19 protein-coding genes are annotated in these 19,613 nt (G+C 72.2%); 5 read left to right on the top strand and 14 right to left on the bottom strand.

Features of this window, described 5'->3' with window-relative positions; genetic code table 11:
- The gene (locus ABEA87_RS23135) at window positions 1-1,296 is read left to right on the top strand and encodes an MFS transporter (RefSeq protein ID WP_345632753.1); all 1,296 of its coding nucleotides are present in this window, start codon (window positions 1-3) and stop codon (window positions 1,294-1,296) included.
- Between the two features lie 72 nt (window positions 1,297-1,368).
- Here ABEA87_RS23135 and ABEA87_RS23130 read toward each other — a convergent pair whose 3' ends face one another.
- From ABEA87_RS23130 to ABEA87_RS23115, 4 genes are read right to left on the bottom strand one after another with little or no spacing between them, the layout of a single operon-like run.
- Window positions 1,369-2,061 carry a response regulator transcription factor gene (locus tag ABEA87_RS23130; RefSeq protein ID WP_345632751.1) on the bottom strand — a complete coding sequence of 231 codons (693 nt, stop codon included), beginning with the start codon at window positions 2,059-2,061 and terminating at the stop codon, window positions 1,369-1,371.
- Window positions 2,058-3,416, bottom strand: coding sequence for a sensor histidine kinase (locus tag ABEA87_RS23125; protein WP_345632749.1), 1,359 nt, complete (start codon window positions 3,414-3,416; stop codon window positions 2,058-2,060). The genes ABEA87_RS23130 and ABEA87_RS23125 overlap by 4 nt, the downstream gene beginning before the upstream one ends.
- A gap of 4 nt (window positions 3,417-3,420) precedes the next feature.
- A complete protein-coding gene (locus ABEA87_RS23120) occupies window positions 3,421-4,200 on the bottom strand; it encodes an ABC transporter permease (protein ID WP_345632747.1) in 780 nt (259 codons plus the stop codon).
- 12 nt (window positions 4,201-4,212) lie between these two features.
- A complete protein-coding gene (locus tag ABEA87_RS23115; protein ID WP_345632745.1) occupies window positions 4,213-5,130 on the bottom strand; it encodes an ABC transporter ATP-binding protein in 918 nt (305 codons plus the stop codon).
- A 493-nt stretch (window positions 5,131-5,623) separates the two neighbouring features.
- On the opposite strand from ABEA87_RS23115, the gene ABEA87_RS23110 reads away from it, so the two are divergent.
- On the top strand, window positions 5,624-6,040 hold the full coding sequence (locus tag ABEA87_RS23110; protein WP_345632743.1) for an Imm1 family immunity protein: 417 nt from the start codon (window positions 5,624-5,626) through the stop codon (window positions 6,038-6,040).
- An 11-nt stretch (window positions 6,041-6,051) separates the two neighbouring features.
- On the opposite strand, the gene ABEA87_RS23105 is transcribed toward ABEA87_RS23110, so the two are convergent.
- The 3 genes from ABEA87_RS23105 to ABEA87_RS23095 all read right to left on the bottom strand — a co-directional run bounded on the left by ABEA87_RS23105 (window position 6,052) and on the right by ABEA87_RS23095 (window position 11,170).
- Window positions 6,052-9,945, bottom strand: coding sequence for an ABC transporter ATP-binding protein (locus tag ABEA87_RS23105; RefSeq protein WP_345632741.1), 3,894 nt, complete (start codon window positions 9,943-9,945; stop codon window positions 6,052-6,054).
- 76 nt (window positions 9,946-10,021) lie between these two features.
- Window positions 10,022-10,588, bottom strand: a complete 567-nt coding sequence (locus ABEA87_RS23100; protein WP_345632739.1) for a GNAT family N-acetyltransferase — start codon at window positions 10,586-10,588, stop codon at window positions 10,022-10,024.
- A 3-nt stretch (window positions 10,589-10,591) separates the two neighbouring features.
- The gene (locus tag ABEA87_RS23095; RefSeq protein ID WP_345632738.1) at window positions 10,592-11,170 is read right to left on the bottom strand and encodes a DinB family protein; all 579 of its coding nucleotides are present in this window, start codon (window positions 11,168-11,170) and stop codon (window positions 10,592-10,594) included.
- Between the two features lie 93 nt (window positions 11,171-11,263).
- On the opposite strand from ABEA87_RS23095, the gene ABEA87_RS23090 reads away from it, so the two are divergent.
- Entirely contained in the window at window positions 11,264-11,839 is a 576-nt protein-coding gene (locus tag ABEA87_RS23090) for a TetR/AcrR family transcriptional regulator (protein WP_345632736.1), read from the top strand.
- Complete coding sequence (locus tag ABEA87_RS23085) at window positions 11,836-12,675, top strand: alpha/beta fold hydrolase (protein ID WP_345632734.1); 840 nt, start codon at window positions 11,836-11,838, stop codon at window positions 12,673-12,675. Before ABEA87_RS23090 ends, ABEA87_RS23085 begins: the two co-directional genes overlap by 4 nt.
- A gap of 11 nt (window positions 12,676-12,686) precedes the next feature.
- Here the strand turns inward: ABEA87_RS23085 and ABEA87_RS23080 are convergent, their stop codons facing one another.
- Window positions 12,687-13,013: a VOC family protein gene (locus ABEA87_RS23080; RefSeq protein WP_345632732.1), complete on the bottom strand. Its 327-nt coding sequence runs from the start codon at window positions 13,011-13,013 to the stop codon at window positions 12,687-12,689.
- A 151-nt stretch (window positions 13,014-13,164) separates the two neighbouring features.
- Complete coding sequence (locus tag ABEA87_RS23075; RefSeq protein WP_345632730.1) at window positions 13,165-13,812, bottom strand: TetR/AcrR family transcriptional regulator; 648 nt, start codon at window positions 13,810-13,812, stop codon at window positions 13,165-13,167.
- Window positions 13,813-13,942: 130 nt separating this feature from the next.
- On the opposite strand from ABEA87_RS23075, the gene ABEA87_RS23070 reads away from it, so the two are divergent.
- Window positions 13,943-14,941: an NADPH:quinone oxidoreductase family protein gene (locus ABEA87_RS23070; protein WP_345632728.1), complete on the top strand. Its 999-nt coding sequence runs from the start codon at window positions 13,943-13,945 to the stop codon at window positions 14,939-14,941.
- A 43-nt stretch (window positions 14,942-14,984) separates the two neighbouring features.
- On the opposite strand, the gene efeB is transcribed toward ABEA87_RS23070, so the two are convergent.
- The 5 genes from efeB to ABEA87_RS23045 form a co-directional block, all read right to left on the bottom strand.
- The gene (efeB, locus tag ABEA87_RS23065; protein ID WP_345632726.1) at window positions 14,985-16,322 is read right to left on the bottom strand and encodes an iron uptake transporter deferrochelatase/peroxidase subunit; all 1,338 of its coding nucleotides are present in this window, start codon (window positions 16,320-16,322) and stop codon (window positions 14,985-14,987) included.
- A complete protein-coding gene (locus tag ABEA87_RS23060; RefSeq protein WP_345632922.1) occupies window positions 16,319-17,494 on the bottom strand; it encodes an EfeM/EfeO family lipoprotein in 1,176 nt (391 codons plus the stop codon). Before ABEA87_RS23060 ends, efeB begins: the two co-directional genes overlap by 4 nt.
- 106 nt (window positions 17,495-17,600) lie before the next feature.
- Window positions 17,601-18,482 (bottom strand): alkaline phosphatase family protein, encoded by an 882-nt coding sequence (locus tag ABEA87_RS23055; RefSeq protein WP_345632724.1) that lies wholly within the window; start codon window positions 18,480-18,482, stop codon window positions 17,601-17,603.
- A gap of 235 nt (window positions 18,483-18,717) precedes the next feature.
- Window positions 18,718-18,936 carry a hypothetical protein gene (locus ABEA87_RS23050; protein WP_345632722.1) on the bottom strand — a complete coding sequence of 73 codons (219 nt, stop codon included), beginning with the start codon at window positions 18,934-18,936 and terminating at the stop codon, window positions 18,718-18,720.
- Window positions 18,937-19,093: 157 nt separating this feature from the next.
- Complete coding sequence (locus ABEA87_RS23045) at window positions 19,094-19,606, bottom strand: MarR family winged helix-turn-helix transcriptional regulator (protein ID WP_345632721.1); 513 nt, start codon at window positions 19,604-19,606, stop codon at window positions 19,094-19,096.
- Window positions 19,607-19,613: the final 7 nt, after the last annotated feature.

The following is a 19,613-nucleotide window of genomic DNA, read 5'->3' as shown; positions in this document are numbered from 1 at the left end:
TTGAGTAGTGCGCCGATCAGCGCCCAAGACTCCTGTTCCTCCGACTTTCCATCCACCCCGCACCGCCCCGCCGCGGCGAGTCTCGCGTCGACCTTCGCGTCGCTGTCGGTGCCCAATTTCCGGCGCTTCGCCTCCGGGCAGATCGTCGCCAACACCGGCGGCTGGGTGCAGCGCATCGCCCAGGACTGGCTGGTCCTGACCATCACCGGCAGCGCCACCGCGGTCGGCGTCACCACCGCCCTGCAGTTCCTGCCGACGCTGCTGTTCGGCCTGGTCGGCGGGATGGTCGCCGACCGCTATCCGAAGCGCCGCATTCTGCTCTGTACCCAGTTGGGCATGGCGCTGATGGCGGCGGTGCTGGCCAGCCTGACCCTCAGCGGTCAGGTGCGCGCCTGGCACGTGTACGCCGTGGCGGCCGGCCTCGGCCTGCTGACCGCCCTCGACAACCCCACCCGCCAGTCGTTCGTCAACGAGATGGTGGGCCCGGAGCACCTGCGCAACGCCATCAGCATCAACTCGTCCATCTTCCAGGCCGCCGCGCTCATCGGCCCGGCCATCAGCGGGGTGCTCATCCACGCGGTCGGCCCCGGGTACGCCTTCACCGTCAACGCCCTCGCGTACGCCGGCCCCATCACCGCCCTGCTGCTGCTGCGCGGCGACGCGCTCGCCACGCGCCCGGCCGCCGCGGCGGCACCCGGCCGGCTCGGCGACGGACTGCGCTACCTGGCCGCCCGCCCGCACATGCTGTGGCCGACCGTCCTGGTGGGCGTCTTCGGTCTGTTCACCATCAACCTGCCGGTGACCCTGGCCGCCTACGCGAGGTCGGTGTACCACTCGGGTCCGGGCGGGTACGGGCTGCTCAGCTCGGTGGTGGCGGTCGGCTCGCTGGCCGGTTGCCTGGTCTCGGCGCGGCGCTCACGCACCCGGCTGCGTGGCCTGGTCGCCATCGGCCTGGCGCTGGCGGCGGCGGAGATGCTCGCCGCTTCGGCGCCCAACGAGTGGAGCTACTGCCTGGTCCTGACGGTGGTCGGCGCGACCACGCTGCTCATGCAGACCTCCGCCAACTCGATGGTGCAGCTCGCGGCCGACGACGCGGTACGCGGCCGGGTCATGGGCGTGTACCTGCTGGTCTTCTTCGGCAGCGGGTCGCTCGGCGGCCCGCTGGTGGGCGGCATCGACCAGCACCTCGGGCCCCGGATCGGCATGCTGCTGGCCGGCGCGGCACCGGCGCTGGCGACCGTGGCCGTCGCGGTCAAGCTGGCGCGCGAGGGCCGGCTGTCGGCGAGCGCGGCGTGATCCGGCCGGGCCGGCCCCGTTCGCATCCGGGGCCGGCCCGGTCGCGAAATCGGGGCCGGGCCGACCGCGTGCTCAGAGCCGGTCCGGCTTCGTGGGGGTGAGTAGCCCCTGGTTGAACGCCACGGCCACGGCCGCCGCCCGGTCGCCGACGCCGAGCTTGCCGTAGATGTTGAGCAGGTGGGATTTGACGGTGGACTCGCTGATGAACAGCCGGGCGGCCACCTCCCGGTTGGTGCTGCCGGCCGCCACCAACTCCAGCACGTTGAGTTCCCGCTGGGACAGCGGCCCCGCCCCGGGTGCGCGTACCCGGCTCATCAGGCGGGCCGCCACCGACGGCGCGAGTACCGCCTCGCCGCCTGCCGCCGCCCGGACCGCCCGCAGCAGTTCGTCGCGCGGAGCGTCCTTGAGCAGGTACCCGGTGGCCCCCGCCTCGATCGCGGGCAGCACATAGCTGTCGGTGTCGTACGTGGTCAGCACCAGTACCCGAGCGCTGCTGCCCGACCGGGCCAGCTCGGTGATCGCGGCCACCCCGTCCATGCCGGGCATCCGCAGGTCCATCAGGATCACGTCGGGTCGCAGCGCCCGGGCGAGCCGGACCGCCTCGGCGCCGTCGGCGGCCTCGCCGAGCACCTCGAAGTCCGGGTCGGCGGCGAACATGCCGCTCAGCCCGTCCCTGACCACCGGGTGGTCGTCCGCGATGAGCAGTCGGATCGGTGCCGCGCCATTGGTGCCGGCAGCGCCACTGGTGCCGGTGGTGGCGCTCATCCCCGTACCCCCGCCGGGACCCTGGCCGCGTCGGGCGCGGCCGGACACTCGTCCGGGATGCGGGCCGAGATCGCGGTGCCGGCGCCCGGCTCCGACTCGACCTGCACGGTGCCGGACAGGGCCTCGATCCGTTGCCGCATGGCGACCAGGCCGAACCCGGACCCCGGTCCGCCGCCGGCCCGGCGGCCGGCGCCCGCGTCACCGCCCAGCCCGTTCACCCCGTCCAGCCCGTCCCGCCCATCCGGGTCGAAGCCCGTGCCGTCGTCGCGCACGTCCAGCGCCACCTCGTGCTCCAGGTAGGACAGGGTCACCCCGACCCTGGTCGCCCCCGCGTGCTTGGCCACGTTGGCCAGCGCCTCCTGTGCCGCGCGCAGCAGCGCGACCTCGGCCTCCGGCGGCATCGGTCGCACCGTGCCGGTCGTGGCGACCTGAACCGGCACGCCCTGCCGCGCCGACCAGCGCTCGGCGACGCCGGACACCGCCTCGCTGAGCCGGGCCGTCTCCAGCGGCTCGGGGCGCAGCTCGTGCACCGAGCGCCGGGCCTCCGACAGGCTCTCCCTGGCCAGCGCGGTCGCGGCCGCGAGGTGCCGGCGCCAGCCGGTCGGGTCCTCGCTGGCCTGCTCGGCCGCCTGCAGTTGGGTAACGATGCCGGTCAGCCCCTGAGCCAGGGTGTCGTGGATCTCCCGCGCCATGCGCTGCCGCTCGTCGAGGACGCCGGCCTCCCTGGCCTGGGCCATCAGCTGCTGCTGGAGGCCGGCGTTCTCGGCCAGCGCCGCCTCCAGCCGGCGGTTCGCCTCGCTGACCTCCCGCAGGGCCTGCTCGCGCTGGTCGTTGTGCCGGTCGTGCCGCCGACCGAGCCAGGCCAGGCCGCACATCGGGATCGCGTTGACGACGATCACGGCGAGGTAGGCGAACACCCCGGCCAGCGTCGTCTTGGGCTCACCGGACGCCTGCGCGGTACCCGCGATGGCCGCCACCGCGGCGACGCCGACCACCTCCCACGGCCACGGCAGCACACTGAACGCGTACAGGTAGCAGGCGGGCGTGAAGACCCCGAACCAGGGATCGCGGAGCACCAGCACAGCGGTGATCACGAGCAGCCCGGCCAGGAACACGGCCATCAGCCACGGGCGCTGCTGCCAGGCGGGGTGCAGGGTGTACATCCACAGCATCCACGCCGCCGCCAGCGCGCACAGGGCAAGATCGATGATCATAGAGCCCGGGGCGGAGATCTTCACGGCCACCGTGAACGCGGCCAGGATCGCCAGCAGCGCGTACGGCACGGGACGCACCCGCCGCTCCCAGACCCGCTCGAAGACCCGATCCGGACTGGCGGTGGCCGCCGTCACGCCCATGTCTCTACTCCCACCGGAACAATTTAGCCGCGGCCAGCCCAAACACCACCGCGTACGCAGCCATGGTCCCCAATTGCAGCGGGTGTGGCCAGTGCCCCTGGGCCGAGTCCTGCAGCGCCTGCACCGCCGCGCCCAGCGGGGCGGCGTGGCTGATGTGCTGCAACACCCGGGGCATCTGCGCGATGGGCAGCCACAGGCCGGCGAAGAACATCATCGGGAAGAACAGCAGCGTGCCGATCGCCTGGGCGGCCTTGCCGGTGGGCGCCAGCGCGGCGACGAAGAGGCCGACGGCCATCAGCGCGGCCACGGCCAGCAACGTCGCGACCACGAACCCACCGAACTGCTTGGGCAGGGCCACGCCGTACCCGAGCCGGGCCACCGCGAGGAGCACAGCCACCGTGACCACCACCGTTCCGAGGCTGACGCACAACTGGGCGATCAGGACCCGGCCCGGCCCCACCGGCGTGGTGCGCAGCCGGCGCAGGATGCCCCGCTCCCGGTAGCCGGCGAGCACGATCGGCAGGGAGACCAGGGAGAGCATGGTCACCACGAACGCGACCAGCACCGGTACGTAGACGTCCAGTTCGGTAAGGCCGCCGAGGTCGGCGCTCGGGCGCCTGAACGACGGAATGCTGCCGAAGATGACCAGAAGGAGCAGCGGGAACCCCACGCCCCAGACGGGGCCGATCCTCTCCCGCAGGTACAGCTTGAATTCGGTGAGAACCATTCGCCGCAGCGCGGACGCCTTGGCGGTTGCGGGCGCGGGCGCGGTGGTGACTGACATGACGGGTACTCCCTAGTTCTTCGAATCCGAGTGCTTCGCGGTGAGCTCGACGAAGGCGTCCTCCAGGCTGGCCTGCTCGACGCGCAGCTGCTGGGCGACGACTCCCCGGCGGGCCAGCAGCGAGGTGACCGCGCCCAGCGCGTTGCTGTTGCCGGTGATCAGCACCAGGTCGCCTCGGTGGGTGACCTCGGTCACGTCGGGCAGGTCCGCCAGCAGCCGGTCGTCCACCGGGGCCGACGGGCGGAACTGGATGCGCTGCTGCACCTGGGCCCGTTCGGCGAGCGCGGCCGGGCTGTCCACCGTCACGACGCGGCCCGCGTCGATCAGCGCCAGCCGGTCGCAGAGCCGCTCGGCCTCCTCCATGAAGTGGGTGACCAGCACGATCGTGACGCCGCGGGAGCGCACGTCCTCGATCAGGGCCCAGGTGTCGCGCCGGGCCTGCGGGTCCAGCCCGGTGGTCAGCTCGTCGAGCACGGCCACCCGCGGGCCGCCGACCAGGGCCAGGGCGATGGACAGCCGCTGCTTCTGGCCGCCGGACAGCTTCCCGAACCGGGTATCGGCCTTGTCCGCCAGCCCGAGCGTGTCCATCAGCGCCCGCCAGTCGGTCGGGTCGCGGTAGAACGAGCTGTACAGCTCGAGCGCCTCCGCGACCCGCAGCCGGTCGGGCAGCTGGCTGTCCTGAAGCTGGACGCCGACCCGCTGGGTCAGCTCGGCGCGGTCCCGCTGGGGATCGAGGCCGAGCACGCTGATCTCGCCCCGGTCGCGGTTGCGCAGCCCCTCGATGCACTCCACGGTGGTGGTCTTGCCCGCGCCGTTGGGACCGAGAATCCCGAAGATCTCGCCCTCCTGTACGGCGAAGGAGACATCGTCGACCGCCACGGTGTCTCCGTAGCGCTTGTGCAGGTTCCGCACCTCGATCACTGGTGGCATTTGCGTCCCTTCGGCCTCGCCTGTCGCGTGTACGCCGTCCGGGGTGCGCGCGCCACGACTCGACTGGGGCGCGCCTACCGGACGTACCCAATCTCGCAATCCGGGGCCGTCGCGCGCATCGGCCGGCCTACGGGTCCGGCGGCTGAGCCTCGCGGTGGATCGGATGGTGGAGGCGATCCACCGATCGGTGGATAACCCGCCCCGGTGGCGCCGTCCGCGTCACCGTGCCGGGGTGGTGTGGTGACGCGCGGTCAGCGCGCCCGGTGCGGGGCGCTCAGGTGGCTCCGTGCCGGGCCCGCAGCCCGGGATCCGCCGGCGTGCCGGCGTGACGCGACGGCGATATGGTAGTAACGTATCTACCGTCAAGTTTATTTGTGCGTCACCCGCTAACGGAAGCCGTGAGGCGTCCGGCATGAACGACATGCGTCTATATAATGCGCCTACTCCCGGTGAGCCGGTGGGTGGCGCGCACGCGCCGAGGAGGGATCAATCCATGAACGCGTACACCCTGGCGTGGGGTCACGATGAACGCGACCCCAGCGGGCAGCACACCGTCGCGGTGCGCACCATCGCCGAGCTGGACGACGCCCTCGACCGGCTGGCCGCGGACGGTGCGGTACGCCTGATCGACGTGTACGAGGGCCGGTGGGCCGAGGGCGAGCCGGAGCCGCCGTACGGGTTCCAGCTCGTCTGGGGGCATCCCGAACGCGCCGCCCTGACCTGGCTGGGCGGCGATTCCGCCATCGCGGTCGACCCCTCGCTGCCGCACTGGCCCGAGGTGATCCGGGACGACCAGGACGAGTCCTCGCCCCGCTACACCCGGATCGCGCCGAGGCAGGCGCGGGCGGCCGTCCGTCAGTATGTCCAGACTGGACGGCGGCCCACCAACGTGCTCTGGGAGCAGCGTTAGCGGGGCCGGGATCAGGCGAGGACCGACCCGACCTCCGCGCCGGAGTAGGCCCGCCACTGCGCGGCGTAGGCGCCGTCCCGGGCCAGCAGTTCGGTGTGCGAGCCGGACTCCACCACCTGCCCGTGGGCGAGCACCACTATCCGGTCGGCGCGTGCCGCGGTCGTCAGCCGGTGCGCCACCACTATCGTGGTGCGCCGCCGGGCGAGCCGGTCCAGCGCCCGGGTCACCTCCGCCTCGGTGGCCAGGTCGAGCGCCGCCGTCGCCTCGTCCATCAGCAGGATGTCCGGGTCCACCAGCTCCGCCCTGGCCAGCGCGATCAGTTGCCGCTGCCCGGCGGAGAGGTTGTGGCCCCGCTCGGCGACCCGGTGCCGATACCCGTCGGCCAGCGTCGAGATCATCCGGTGCGCGCCGACCGCCCGCGCCGCGGCCTCCACCTCGGCGTCGGTCGCGCCGGGCCGGCCGTAGGCGATGGCGTCGCGGATCGTCCCGCCGAACAGGTAGGCCTCCTGCGGGATCACGCCGATGCGGTGCCGGTACCCGGCGAGGTCGAACTCCCGCACGTCGGTCCCGTCCACCCGCAGTGCGCCGCTCGTCGCGTCGTAGAACCGGCTGATCAGCTTGACCACGGTGGACTTCCCGGCGCCGGTCTGCCCGACCAGGGCGACGGTCTCGCCCGGCTCGACGGCGACGTCCACACCGGACAGTGCCTCGGGTCCGCCGCCGCGGTAGGCGAACCGGACCGCGTCCAGCCGGATCGCGCCCCGCAGCCGGCCCGGCACCGGCACCGGGTGCGATGCCGCCGGCGTGGAGGTGGGGGTGCGCAGCAGGTCCCGGACCCGCCGCAGACCCACGGACGCCTGCTGGTAGCCGTCGAACACCTGGGACAGCTGCTGCACCGGGGCGAAGAACATGTCGATGTAGAGCAGGTACGCGATGAGCGCACCGGCGGACAGCGTCCCGGCGCGTACCAGCGGGCCGCCCGCGACCATCACCAGCGCCGCCGCCACGCTGGACAGGAACTGCACGAACGGGAAGTACATCGCGATGTAGCGCTGCGCCCGGGCGCGCGAGACGCGGTAGTCGTCGCTGCGCCGGGCGAACCGTCGCCGGTTGTGCTCCTCCCTGCGGTACGCCTGGGTGATGCGCATGCCCGCGACGTTCTCCTGCAGGTCGGCGTTGACGATGCCGACCTTTTCCCGGGCGTCCAGGTAGGCCCGCGACGACTTCGACCGGAACACCAGGGTCGCGACCACCATGAACGGCAGCGTGGCCACCATGACCAGCCCGAGTTCGACGTTGATGACCAGCAGCGCCACCAGGATGCCCAGGAACGTCAGCACGCTGACCGCGGCCTGGGTCAGCCCGGTCTGCAGGAAGCTGGAGAACGCGTCGATGTCGGTCGTCATCCGGGTCATGATGCGCCCGGACAGCTCCCGCTCGTAGTAGTCCAGCCCGAGCCGCTGCAGGTGGGCGAAGGTCTTCACCCGCAGCGTGTAGAGCAGCCGCTCGCCGGTGCGCCCGGTCAGCCAGGTCTGCACCACGCTGACGAACCAATCCGCGATCACAACTGCCAGACCGATAGCCGATACCGTGAGGATGACCGCGAGCGAACCCCGCTGGACCCCGCTGTCCACGCCGGTGCGGGTCAGCACCGGGAGTACGAGCGTGGCCAACGCGTCCAGGGCCACCAGGATCATCGCCAGCGCGAACGGCAGCGCCATCGGGCGCACCAGCCGCGACAGGGTGAAGTGCGCGTCGCCGCGGCGAGCGGCCGACTCGTCGACCGTGGGCACGTCCCGGGCCGGCGGCAGGGCGGCGATCCGCGCGGCCAGTGCCCCGTCGGCCGGCAGCCCCGCCATCGCGCTGGACATCAGCCCGTTCGCGCCCTGCCGCCCGCTGGTCCGCCCCATCCGGCCTATCGCCGCCACGCTGACCGCGCCCGCGCGGGCGGCCGATGACGCCTCGCCGAACCCGGGGACGGCCGCCGGCTCCTCCACCGGCGGCCAGAGGGCGAGCGTGAGACCGCCCGAGCGGGTCGGGTCGACCTCCTCCGGCACCGGCAGGTCCCCGGCGTCGATGCCCTCCGCGTCCGCACCGGGACCCGAGACCAGCAGCCGGTACGCGGCGCACCGGCCGATCAGCTCCTCGTGGGTACCCACGTCGGCCACCCGGCCGGCCTCCAGCACCGCTATCCGGTCGGCCAGCGCCAGCGTCGAGCGGCGGTGCGCGATCAGCAGCGTGGTCCGGCCGCGCATCACGCTGCGCAGGGTGGCGTGGATGGCCGCCTCGACCCGCGCGTCCACCGCCGAGGTCGCGTCGTCCAGCAACAGCAGCCGGGGATCGGTCAGCAGCGCCCGGGCCAGCGCCACCCGTTGCCGCTGGCCGCCGGAGAGGGTGAGCCCCTGCTCGCCCACGACCGTGTCGTACCCGTCGGGCAGCGCCGCGATGAACTCGTGCGCCTCCGCCGCCCGTGCGGCGGCCTCCACCTCCTCGTGCGTCGCCTCGGGGCGGCCGAAGGCGATGTTCGCGCGCACCGATTCGGAGAACAGGAAGCTGGTCTCCGCGACCAGGCCGATGCCGGCGCGCAGCGAGTCGAGCGTCAGGGTGCGCACGTCGTGCCCGCCGACGCGCACCGCACCGGCGGACGGATCGTAAAAGCGGGGCAGCAACAGCGAGATGGTGGACTTGCCCGATCCCGCGGCGCCGATGACCGCCATCGTCTCGCCCGCCCGGACGTTGAGCGACAGGCCGCGCAGCACCGGCTGCGAGGGCAGGTACCCGAACGTCACCTCGTCGAACTCGATGCCGGGTGCGTCGGTGGCGTCCAGCGCCACCGCGTCGGGGGCCTCGGCGATGACCGGTCGGGAGTCGATGACCTCGAAGACCCGCACCACGCTGGCCCGCGCCTGCTGGGCGACGGTGAGCAGGTTCGACAGCTGGCGTACCGGCCCGACCAACTGTGCGAGGTACGCGGAGAAGGCGAGGAACGTGCCCAGGGTGATGCTGCCGTGCAGGGTCAGCCAGCCGCCCAGGGCCAGCACACCCACCTGGCCCAGCGCGGGCACGGCCTGCAGGCTCGGGTTGTACCGGCTGGTCAGCTTCACCATCCGCATCCGGGTCGCGAACAGCAATCGGCTGGCCGCGGAGAGCTTGTCGAGCTCCTGTTCCTCCTGGCCGAAGCCCTTAACCACGCGCACCCCGTTGATCGCGTCGTCGACGACCCCCGCGACCGCGCCCGCGTCCTGCTGCGCCACCCAGGTGGCCGCGAACAGTCGCCCACGGGCGAGCCTGGCGAGCACGTACACCGCGGGAGCCACCGCCACGGCGATGAGCGTGAGCACCGGCGACAGCACGACCATCGCGCCCAGCGACAGGATGAACAGCAGGCCGTTGCCGATCTGCACGGGCAGCGTCTGGAGCAGGCCCTGCACCATGGTGAGGTCGGAGGTCGCCCGGCCGATGATCTGACCGGTCTCCACCTGGTCCTGGCGGGCCCCGTCCATCCGGCTCAGCGCGTCGAAGATCCCATTGCGCAGGTCGTGCTGCACGTCCAGCGCCAGCTTGCCGCCGTAGTAGCGGCGCAGGTACGTGCCGGCGTAGACGACCGCGGCCACGAGCACCATCACCGCGGCCAGCGGCCAGATCGGCCGGCGGTGGGTGATTATCGCGTCGTCGATGATGGTGCGCTGCACCAGCGGGATCGTCGCGGTGGCGGCCATCCCGGCCAGCGCGCCGCCCAGGGCGAGCCCGACCTGACGGCGGTGGCGCAGGCAGTCCCCGGTCAGGCGCCGCAGCCAGCCCTGCGTGCCGGTCCGGGGCGGCGGCCCGGTCGAGCCGGCCGACGGCCGTGCCGCCGATTTCGTTTCCGCCGTTGGACTTGGTGGTGCCGCGGGGGATACGTCCACAGCCTATAAGTCTAGCTGTTAGTTCTTCATCCCTTGGCGGCGACGCCGGCCGGGCGCCGGCCGCGCCCCGGTGCGGCTACGGGTTCAGCGTGCGGCGCACGATCGCGCGGTGCTCGCTGGGACGGGCGATCTCGGCGAAGCCCGTGCGCAGGTACAGGGACAGCGGCCCCTGGAACAGCGTCGCCGAACTGGCCGGGCGCACCGTCGTGTCGATCGGGTACGCCTCGACGATCCGCGCGCCGTGCCGCCGGGCGAGGTCGACCGCCGCGTCGAGCAGCCGCGCGGCCACGCCCCGCCGCCGGTGCCCCACGCGCACCACGAAACAGCTGACCGACCACAGGCCGGGCTCGTCCACTGTCCCGCTCGCCGCCCGGGTGCGTGACAGCCGCGGGTAGTCGGCCCGGGGTGCCACCGCGCACCAGCCGACCGGGCGCCCCTGGTCGTACGCGAGCACGCCGTGCGGCACCGTGGCGGTGGTGACCTGGCGGTGCATGGCGGCGCGGTTGCTCTCCCGGTCGCCGTGGTCGTACGCCCGATCCTGCCGGTAATACTGGCACCAGCAGTGGGACGGGTCGCCCCGCTGCCCCATGAGCTCAGCCAGGTCGTCCCACCGCTCGGCGCTCGCGTCAACGATCGCCACCACGGATCAGCCCGCCTCTCGGGCGACGCTCTCCAGCTTGGCGCGGTGGGCCTCCCACGTCGCCCGGTCGCCCGGGGCCAGGTTGTCGTTGCCCTGGCGCAGGCCGGCCGCCCCGTCGATCAGCTCCCGGATGATGTCGGCGTGCCCCGCGTGCCGGTTGGTCTCCGCGATCACGTGCACCAGCACCAGGTGCAGGGTCACCTCCCGGCGGTCCTCGGGCCACCACGGCACCTGGCCGGTCGCGTCCAGCGCCAGCGCGTCGATCGTCGCGTCGCAGTGCGCCCACGCCCGGCGGTAGAGGTCGATGATCCACTCCCGCGACTCGTCGGCCGTCGCCCACAGGTCGGCGAGCGGGTCACTCTCCGACCACAGCAGCGGCTCGCCGAACGGCCGGCCGAAGGTGTCTCCGAAGTAGCCCAACTCGACGGTGGCCACGTGCTTGACCAGCCCGAGCAGGTTGGTGCCGGTCGGCGTCATCGGGCGGCGGGCGTCGTATTCCGAGAGCCCGTCGAGCTTCCACAGCATGGCCTCCCGGGCGGTCTTGAGGTAGCGGTGCAGGTGGGACTTGGCGTCGGGTGCGGTCATGTCCGGGGAGTGTAGGCAGGCCCCCCGACAATATCCGTCCGACTCTGGTATCTTAGGGCTCCTAAGTTTCTGATTAGGACATGAAAGGTCGACATGCCACGGCAGGGATTGACGAGCGAGCGGGTCTCGGCCGCCGCGGCCGAACTGGCGGACTCGGTCGGGCTGTCGCGAGTGACCGTCGCCGCCCTCGCCCGGACGTTCGGGGTCTCGGACGCCGCGCTCTACGCGCACGTCCGCAGCCGCGACGCGCTGATCGAGCAGGTAGCGGTGCGGGCGGCGGCCGCGTTCGCCGACGAACTGGCGCTCGCCGTGGCCGGTCGGGCCGGCCGGCAGGCCCTGGTCGGATTCGCCGGCGCCTGGCGCGCCTTCGCGACCTCGCACCCCGGGCAGTACGCCGCGACCCAGCTCGACCTGCCGGCCGAGGTCGGCACGAATTCGGCGGGGCACCTGCGCCTGATCGAGCTGAGCTACGCGACGCTTCGCGGGTACGGGCTGGACGAACCGGATCTGACCGACGCCATGCGCCTCGTGCGCAGCACCTTCCACGGGTTCGCGGCCCTCGAAACCGCGGGCGGTTTCGGGCATCCCCGCGACCTCGACGCGTCGTGGAGCCGCATCCTCGACGCGATCCACACCACCCTGAGCAACTGGCCTGAGGAACGGGAATGAACTCTTACGACAGCCACGATGACGACATCACGTCGGCGGACGGCACCCGCCTGGTGGTCCGGCGCGTGGGCGCCGGGGATCCGGTCGTCCTCGTGCACGGATCGGGCGGCGGGCTGCACTCCTGGGCCACGGTCGCGGACCGGCTGGCCGGCGACCACGAGGTGTGGATGCCGGCCAGGCGCGGGTACGGCCCCAGCGACGTGCCGCCCGGAGTCAAGTCGTTCAAGGACGAGGTCGGCGACCTGACCGCGGTCATCGACGCGGCGCGGAAGCGCTCGGGTGGGCCGGTGCATCTCGCCGGAGCCTCCTACGGGGCGACCCTGGCGCTGCACACCGCCGCGGCGGACCCACGCGACCTGCGCTCGCTGGCCGTCTTCGAGCCTCCGCTGTTCGCGGCCGGCCCGGAGATCGGGCCCAAGCTCGACCGGTACCGTGCCGCCTTCGAACGCAACGACGCCGGGGCGATGGCGGCGACGTTGAACGAGGTGACTCGGGTGCCGCCGGAGATCGTCGCCGGCTTCGCCGCGGCGGCGGGCGACCGGAAGCCCGACCCGGTCGAGGCGCGGCGCGCGGCGATCGGCTGGCTGCACGATCTCGAGGCGCTCGCCGGGGACGGCACGGACGTCGCCCGCTGGTCCTCGATCGCAGTGCCGACCCTGGTCATGGGCGGCGCCGACACCTGGCAGCCGATGCCCACCACGATGAGCGCGCTCGCGGCGACGATTCCGGGGGCGCGCCGGGTCGCCTGGCCGGGCCAGTCGCACTTCGTGACCATGACGGCACCCGCCCTGGTCGCCGACGCCCTGCGCCGGTTCTTCGCCGAGGTCTCCAGGTAGCTACGTGGAGGTCAGATTGCGACCGGGTGGCTCGGCTCGTAGAGGCCGAGCTCGCCGCCGCCGGGCAGCCGCAGGGCGGTGCGCAGCCCCCACCGCTCCGCGGTGACCGGGATCGTGAACTCGACGCCCTTCGCCGACAGCTCGGCCACGGTCGCCGCGACGTCGTCGCACATCAGAAACAGTTCGTGGGCCGGCTCGCCGTCGGTCGGGTGCACGGCGACCTCGGCCGGCGGCAGCCCGAAGATGAGCCAGCCGTGACCGGCGTCGACGTGGTGAAAGCCGAGGGTGTCCCGAAGAAAGGCGCGGTCCGCCTCGGGGTCGCGACTGTAAATGATCATATGAGCGCCATTGATCATACGGGGATCATAGCGACGCGGCGGGCGGTGCGGGTCAACTGCGGGGACCGCCACCACCACAGGCCCGGACGCGGGTACGGCAGCGGCGTGGGCGGTGCCTGGGGCAACTGCCGGGTGCCCACTCCCGCGACGGCTACCGACCCGACCTCGATGAGATCATTGCGCGGTGTGATGGTGCGGACGTGAGCGTGTCCCAGGCCGCCATCGCGCAGGTGATGACCGATTCCAGCTCGGCGCGGTCGGCGCCGTCGCGGGCCTGTATCGACAGGCCCTGCACCACGGTGGTGTAGTAGCGGGCGATCGCATCGAGGCCGGCCGCCGGCGCGGTGAGGTCGCCATCGGTGACCCCGCGGGCGAGCCGGTCCTTGACGGTGGCGAACATGTCGCGCCGCAGATCGGCGAGGAACTCCCGGACCGCGTGGTTCTCCACGGCGCCGGTGGGCGCGGCCAGGATGAGCATGCAGTAGTGCGGCGTGTCCGGGCGGGTGATCTCATCGGCGGTGGCGCGCAGCATGTCATGGATCGCGGTGCGCGCGGTTGGTTGTTTGTGCAGCGCGCGCCGGGGCGGCTCGCCCGACGTCGTGCCGTACAGGGCCATGACCTTGCGGAACAGGTTCTCCTTGCTGCCGAAGTAGGAATAGATGCTGGCCGAGGCGATTCCCATGGCCTCGGCCAGATCGTTGAGCGAGGTCCCCTCGTAGCCCCGCTCCCAGAACAGGTCCAACGCCCGGCGCAGTGCGGTGTCCGGGTCGAAGGTGCGCGGCCTGCCGCGAGTAGCCATGTGGATGCGTCTCCAGAATTGTTTGTCGTTCGACAAAGTTTACCTTGACCCGCTCCGGTCGGCCGTGCCAGGGTTTTCCGGTCGTTCGATAAATAATGAGTTCGATGAGCCCGGGAAGGATGTCGTACCCGTGAGCATCCCCGCCACCATGCGTGCCCTGCGGCAGACGTCGCGCAACGGCCCGCAGGACCTGCGCCTGATCACCGACGCGCCAGTACCGAGCCCGGGACCAGGCGAGGTCCTGATCCGGGTCACCGCCGCCGGCGTCAACTTCGTCGACATCTCCCAGTCCCGCGGCACGTTCGCGGGCGGCCCACAGCCGCCGTACGTGGCGGGCATCGAGGGCGCCGGTGAGGTCATCGCCGTTGGCGAGGGGGTAACCGACCCGGGACCCGGTGCCCACGTCATCGGCGCCGGCGTCAACGGCGGCGCGTTCGCCGAGTACCTGGTGCTGCCCGCGGCCGCCGCGGTCCCGGTGCCGCCGGGCTGGGCCGACGAGCAGGCGCTGGGCCTGGTCGTGAACTGGCCCACCGCGCTCGCGGCGCTCAAGCCACTGGGCGGCCTCACCGCGGGGCAGACCGTGCTGATCCACGCCGCGGCCGGCGGGACCGGCCAGGCCGCGGTGAAGATGGCCAAACACTACGGCGCGACGGTGATCGCCACCGCCTCGCCGGGCAAGCACGAGGTGGTACGGGGGCTCGGCGCCGACCACGTCATCGACTCCCGCGGCACCGGCATCGCCGCCGAGGTACTGCGGCTGACCGATGGCGCGGGCGTCGACCTGGTGCTGGAGTCGGTCGGCGGCGCCACCCTCGACGCCAGCCTGTCCGCGACCAAGCGGGTCACCGGCCGGGTCGTCGTGTACGGGGTGGCCGGCGGCGAAACCGCCATCACCAACTGGGACCTGGTCTACAAGCACCAGATCCAGGTCATCGGCCTGAACCTCGGCATCCTGATCCAGGCCGCACCGCGGATTTTCGGCGAGGTCATGGGCGAGTTGTTCGGGCTCCTCGCGGCCGGAGTGCTCGGCCCCGGCCAGCCCACCGTCTATGAACTGGCCGACGGGCCGAAAGCACTCGCAGAACTGGAAGCGCGGGCCACCGTGGGCAAGCTGGCGCTGCGGGCCTGAGTCGACCGCGGCGCCGGGCGGCGGGTACTGCCGTAGTGAGGGCCTACGCGAACAGGCCGGAGCCGAGGTAGTCGCCGGCGTCGCGCACCCCGGGCAGCGCGAAGAAATACCCGCCGCCGGTTGGCTGGATGTAGTCCACCAGCGGCTCGTCGATCAGGCGCTTCTGCACGGCCTCGAACTGCCGGGCGACGTCCTGCTGGTAGCAGCAGAAGATCAGCCCCACGTCCAGGTTGCCGTCGAGGTCCACGCCCCGGTCGTAGTTGTATCCACGGCGCAGGATGCGCTGGCCGTCGGTGTCGCGGGTGCGGGGATTGGCCATCCTGATGTGCGCGGTCAGCGGGATGGCTATGCCGTTGGGATCGTTCGCGTAGTCCGGGACGTCGGACTCGGCGACCCCGTCCAGCGGCGCGCCGCTGTCCCGCCGCCGGCCGATCATCGTCTCCTGCTCGTGCAGGGAGACGCGGTCCCAGAACTCGACGAGCATCCGGATGATCCGTACCACCTGGTAGCTGCCACCCTCCACCCACGCCGGTTCGCCGTTCGCGCCGCCGCGCGTCCAGATCAGCCGGCCGGTCTCGGCTGCGTCGGTGACGTCCGGGTTGGCGATGCCGTCCTTGAAGCCGAGCTGGTTGCGCTGCGTACCGCTCGGGCGGGGCGCCGAGCTGAACCCGTCGGCCTTCCAGCTCAGCTGCATGCCCGACCGGGTGTGCTTGGCGATGTCGCGCAGCGCGTGCATCACGGTGTCCCGGGAGTCCCCGCACAGCTGCAGCGAGATGTCGCCGTGCAGTTCGGTCGAGCCGGCCAGGTTGTCGTTGGGGAACACCGGCATCCGGGTCAGCCGCGCCGGCCGGCGCCCGGCCAGCCCGTACCGGTCGTCGAACAGCGACGCCCCGACGCCCACGGTCACGCTCAGCCCGTCGGCCGGCACCACCGGCCCGAGCGTCGCGCTGTCCGGCGGGACGGCGTCCACCCCGGTGTCCGGCGGCGGCCCGCCCGCGCACAGGAAGCGCGCCCGGTCGGTCAGCGTGCGCAACAGCTCTCGCAGCCCGCCGCGGTCGGTGGCCGTGACGGTGAACGAGGCGAAGGTGGCGGCGGACTGCGGCGGGGTGAGGATGCCCGCCTGATGCGCGCCGTGGAAGGGGATGCGCCGGCCCTCGGGGCCGGTGCCGGCCACCGCCTTCGCGCCGGCGATCCCCGCCGCGCCGAGACCGGCGGTGGCGGCCGCGCCGAGGGCGGTACCGCGCAGGAAGGATCTGCGGCCCACGCCGCGGCGGGCGGTGCCGTCGCTTCGACCGGTCTGGCTCGGCGCGTCTGGCGCCGGGGGACGACCCAGGCCGGTCGGTTCGGCGGCCCCGGGCTCGGGGGTGGTGGTCGAGGTCATGCCGCGGTCCGTTCGTACAGAAGATTGGGGACGACGTCGAGCCGCTCCAGCAGCCCGTCCAGGTCGGCGTCGAGCCGCTGGCGCTGGGGGAGCGGTAGCGCGGTGGCGGCGGTCCAGGATCCGCCGGCGTCGCGGCAGGCCAGCAGGTCCGCCTGGACCGTCTTCAGCCCCGCGTCGATGGCGGCGCGCAGCGCCGGGTTCCGTGCGGTGATCAGGCTGGTCAGCGTGCCCAGCACCGCCTGGGTGCCCTGGGTGTTGGCGTAGGTGGTGGCCAGCGTCGTGCCGCTGCCGTAGTCGGCGTGGCCGCTGACCTGGAACTCCAGCGAGTTTTCCAGGATCTCGTGGGTGCGCAGGGGAAGGTCGCCGGGGTCGATGTCCTCGCTGGCGAAGTCCTGGATCAGCCCGTCGATGTCGGCGACCAGGCCATCGGTCAGCGGCTTGAGGGTGGCTGCGGGCTGGCCGTGCCACAGGCCGTACTCGATGCGGTGGAAGCCGGTCCAGGACGGGTCGGCCACGCCCTCGGGCAGCCCGTCGGCCAGACCGTTGATCTCGGCGTCGAAGTCCTCGAACGAGTTGTACGCGGCGCCCAGGCGCTCGTAGTCCAGGTGTGCGGGCAGCCAGTCCCGTTTGGCGGCGGTCAGGTCGCCGGAGGTCACGTCGGCGGCCAGCCGGGTGGCGTCGCGCAGCAGCCCCGGCAGGCCGTCCCGCACGTAGGTGCGGTACGCGGTCACCGGATCGCCCAGGTCGAGGTCAGGCATGGGCTTCACGCCGGTCACGGCGCCGGGCACCTTACCGGTGAGGGTGTGCGCCGGCGAGGTGAGCACCGTCCCGTCGGTGAACACGCAGCGCAGGGCGTACCGGCCGGCGCCGAGCGTGGTGTCGATCGCGCGCCGGGAGCCGGGCGTCAGGTCCCGGGCCTCGGCGTAGACCAGGTCGCGGCTCGGGTCGATCAGGTACACCTGCACCGGGTTGGGGGCCGCGTCGCGCAGGGTCAGGCTCTGGTGCCCGGCGACCGGCCCGGCCCAGCCGCCGCCGCAGTGCTTCTCGTCCAGCGTCACGACGCGGTGCGACGCCGTGACGCCGATGATCACACCGGCCGCCGCCAGCACGGCCACCACGGCCGCACCCGCCAGCCACCGGCCGCGCCGCCCGGTCCGGCGCCACGCAACCATTCGCACCCCAACCTCCATTGTGGACTCGCGTGTCGTTTCCTTGCCCGACCGGCGGCGAGCCGGTGCCCCGGCCCGCCGCCGTGCGTTGGCAGTGATTCGGCGAGGGTCAGCTTCCGAAGACGCTGGTGATCGGGGTGGCCGACGCGCTAGAACCGACCAGGCCCAGGCCGTACATCTTCTCCAGGGTGGCCAGCAGGTTGTAGTGGTTGACGTTCTGGTTGTAGTGCCCGGTGACGACGTGCTGGCCGACGAGGATCGTCGGGATCTGGTTGCCCTCGGTGGAGTCGTCCTCGTCCCAGGTCACGATCAGCAGGCTGTTGTGCGTCTTGGCCCAGGTGGCGTACGCGGACAGGTGCGAGTTGAGCCAACTGTCGGCCTGCGTGATCGTGCCGTCGTGCATGTCGTCCTTCAGGTTGGGGATGACGAACGACAGGGTGGGCAGGCTCGCGTAGTTCGACGAGGACGGGAAGCTCGTCAGCGGCAACGAGTCGGAGGTGGGTACGTTGCTGAAGTTGATCCAGGGCGAGTGCTTGCGGGCGTACGAGCCGGAGGTGCAGGTCGTCGAGCCGGTCGACGGCAGCCCCTCCGAGTAGCCCTTGAACGTCTTGCCCGCGGCCAGCAGTTCCGAGCCGAGGTTGGCCTTGCTGCCCTCGTTGGTCGGGCAGGCGTCGCTGGACAGCCCGAACGTGCTGCCGCCGAACAGTGCCATGTAGTTCGGCTCGCTCGGGTGGGTGACCGCGTAGGACGACGTCATCAGCGCGCCCTGCGAGGCCAGCGAGTTCATGTAGGGAGCGCTCTTGGTGTTGCCGATGATGTCGGCGTAGGAGTGGTTCTCCTCCATGACCACCACCACGTGGTCGTAGGTCGGGATGGTGGCCGCGTCGAGCGTGACCGGCGCGGCGTGCGAGTTCACGTACAGCGCGGTGGCGCCGACCAGCGCGGCGGCGGCGACGGCCAGGGGGGCGAGGGTGCGGGTCCGGAGACGCATTGGTCCTCCATGATCAGCGGTGTCTTGCCCGCATTCTCATGGTGGTAAATGTCTCGGAGCTGTCGTCCAACCCGCGTATGGGTGAATCGCCGGTGGCCTACGCATCAGCGGCGCAATCACCCATAGCGGCACCACCGGTTGACCGATCGGCCGCGACGCGGTGGACGTCAGGCCGTCGGCGGGCGGGCCGCAGGGGCACCGGCCCGCCGAACGGACTCGTGGGCGGCGTCGGCCCCTAGCTCGCCTGGGTCTCCTGGGCGGGAGCCTCGGCGGCGCGGTGCCGGCGGCGCAGATGAGGGTGGTGGCTGGCGACGGCGAACACGGCGTCCGCGAGCGCCGCGATGGGCTCACCGACCCAGTCGTAGTCGGGCATCGCGATGTGCTCAACCTGCTCGTGCAGCTTCTGCTGGTCACCGCCTAGCGCATCGGGCTGCGACCCGATCCGTCCGGCCATGATGTACCTCCATCGTTGGTCCGGTGGTCACGTCGACGGGTTCGGCGTGCTCCCGTGTCGGGCGTCGCGGCACCCCCCACTGATTACCGCAACACATGCACAGGGCAATTATTACGCTAACGGGAGATGAACGCGAGCCCCTAAGCCGACAGTGGGGTCACCCGATCAGCGAGTCCCCCTCGCCGGACCAGCCGAGCCACCATTCGTGTTCGGGGACCTCGCCCACCGCGTCGGCGACCGAGCGCAGGGCGCCGATGACGGGCCGGTGCCAGGTGCGGGGCATGGCCTCGACGAGCCGGGTGAGCTCCTCGCGCCGGCGGCCGATCACCTGCTCCACGAGCTGCCTACCGGCCGGGGTCAGCGTGAGCCGCACCTCGCGGCGGTCGGCGGACGACCGGTACCGGCGGATCAGCTTCTTGCGCGCGAGCCGGTCGCACATCCGGGTGCCGGTGGACGGGTTGACGCCGAGCTCGTTGGAGATGTCCACCATGCGCTGCGGACCCCGCGAGGCCAGCACGACCAGGGCCCGATATTGCGGCAACGTGACCTCGGCGTCGAGCCCGGCCAGGGAGCGCGCGGCCATCGCCATGACGGCACGACTAGCCGACAGCAGAGCGTCGACCAGATCCTCACGGGAGGTGACGCCGGGCGTCTCCGCACGTCGTGCCATGCCGCAT

The organism is Rugosimonospora acidiphila, from assembly GCF_039543385.1.
GTDB lineage: Bacteria > Actinomycetota > Actinomycetes > Mycobacteriales > Micromonosporaceae > Rugosimonospora > Rugosimonospora acidiphila.
Note: the sequence above shows the minus strand (reverse complement) of the source record. Positions and strands in the feature narration are given on the sequence as shown.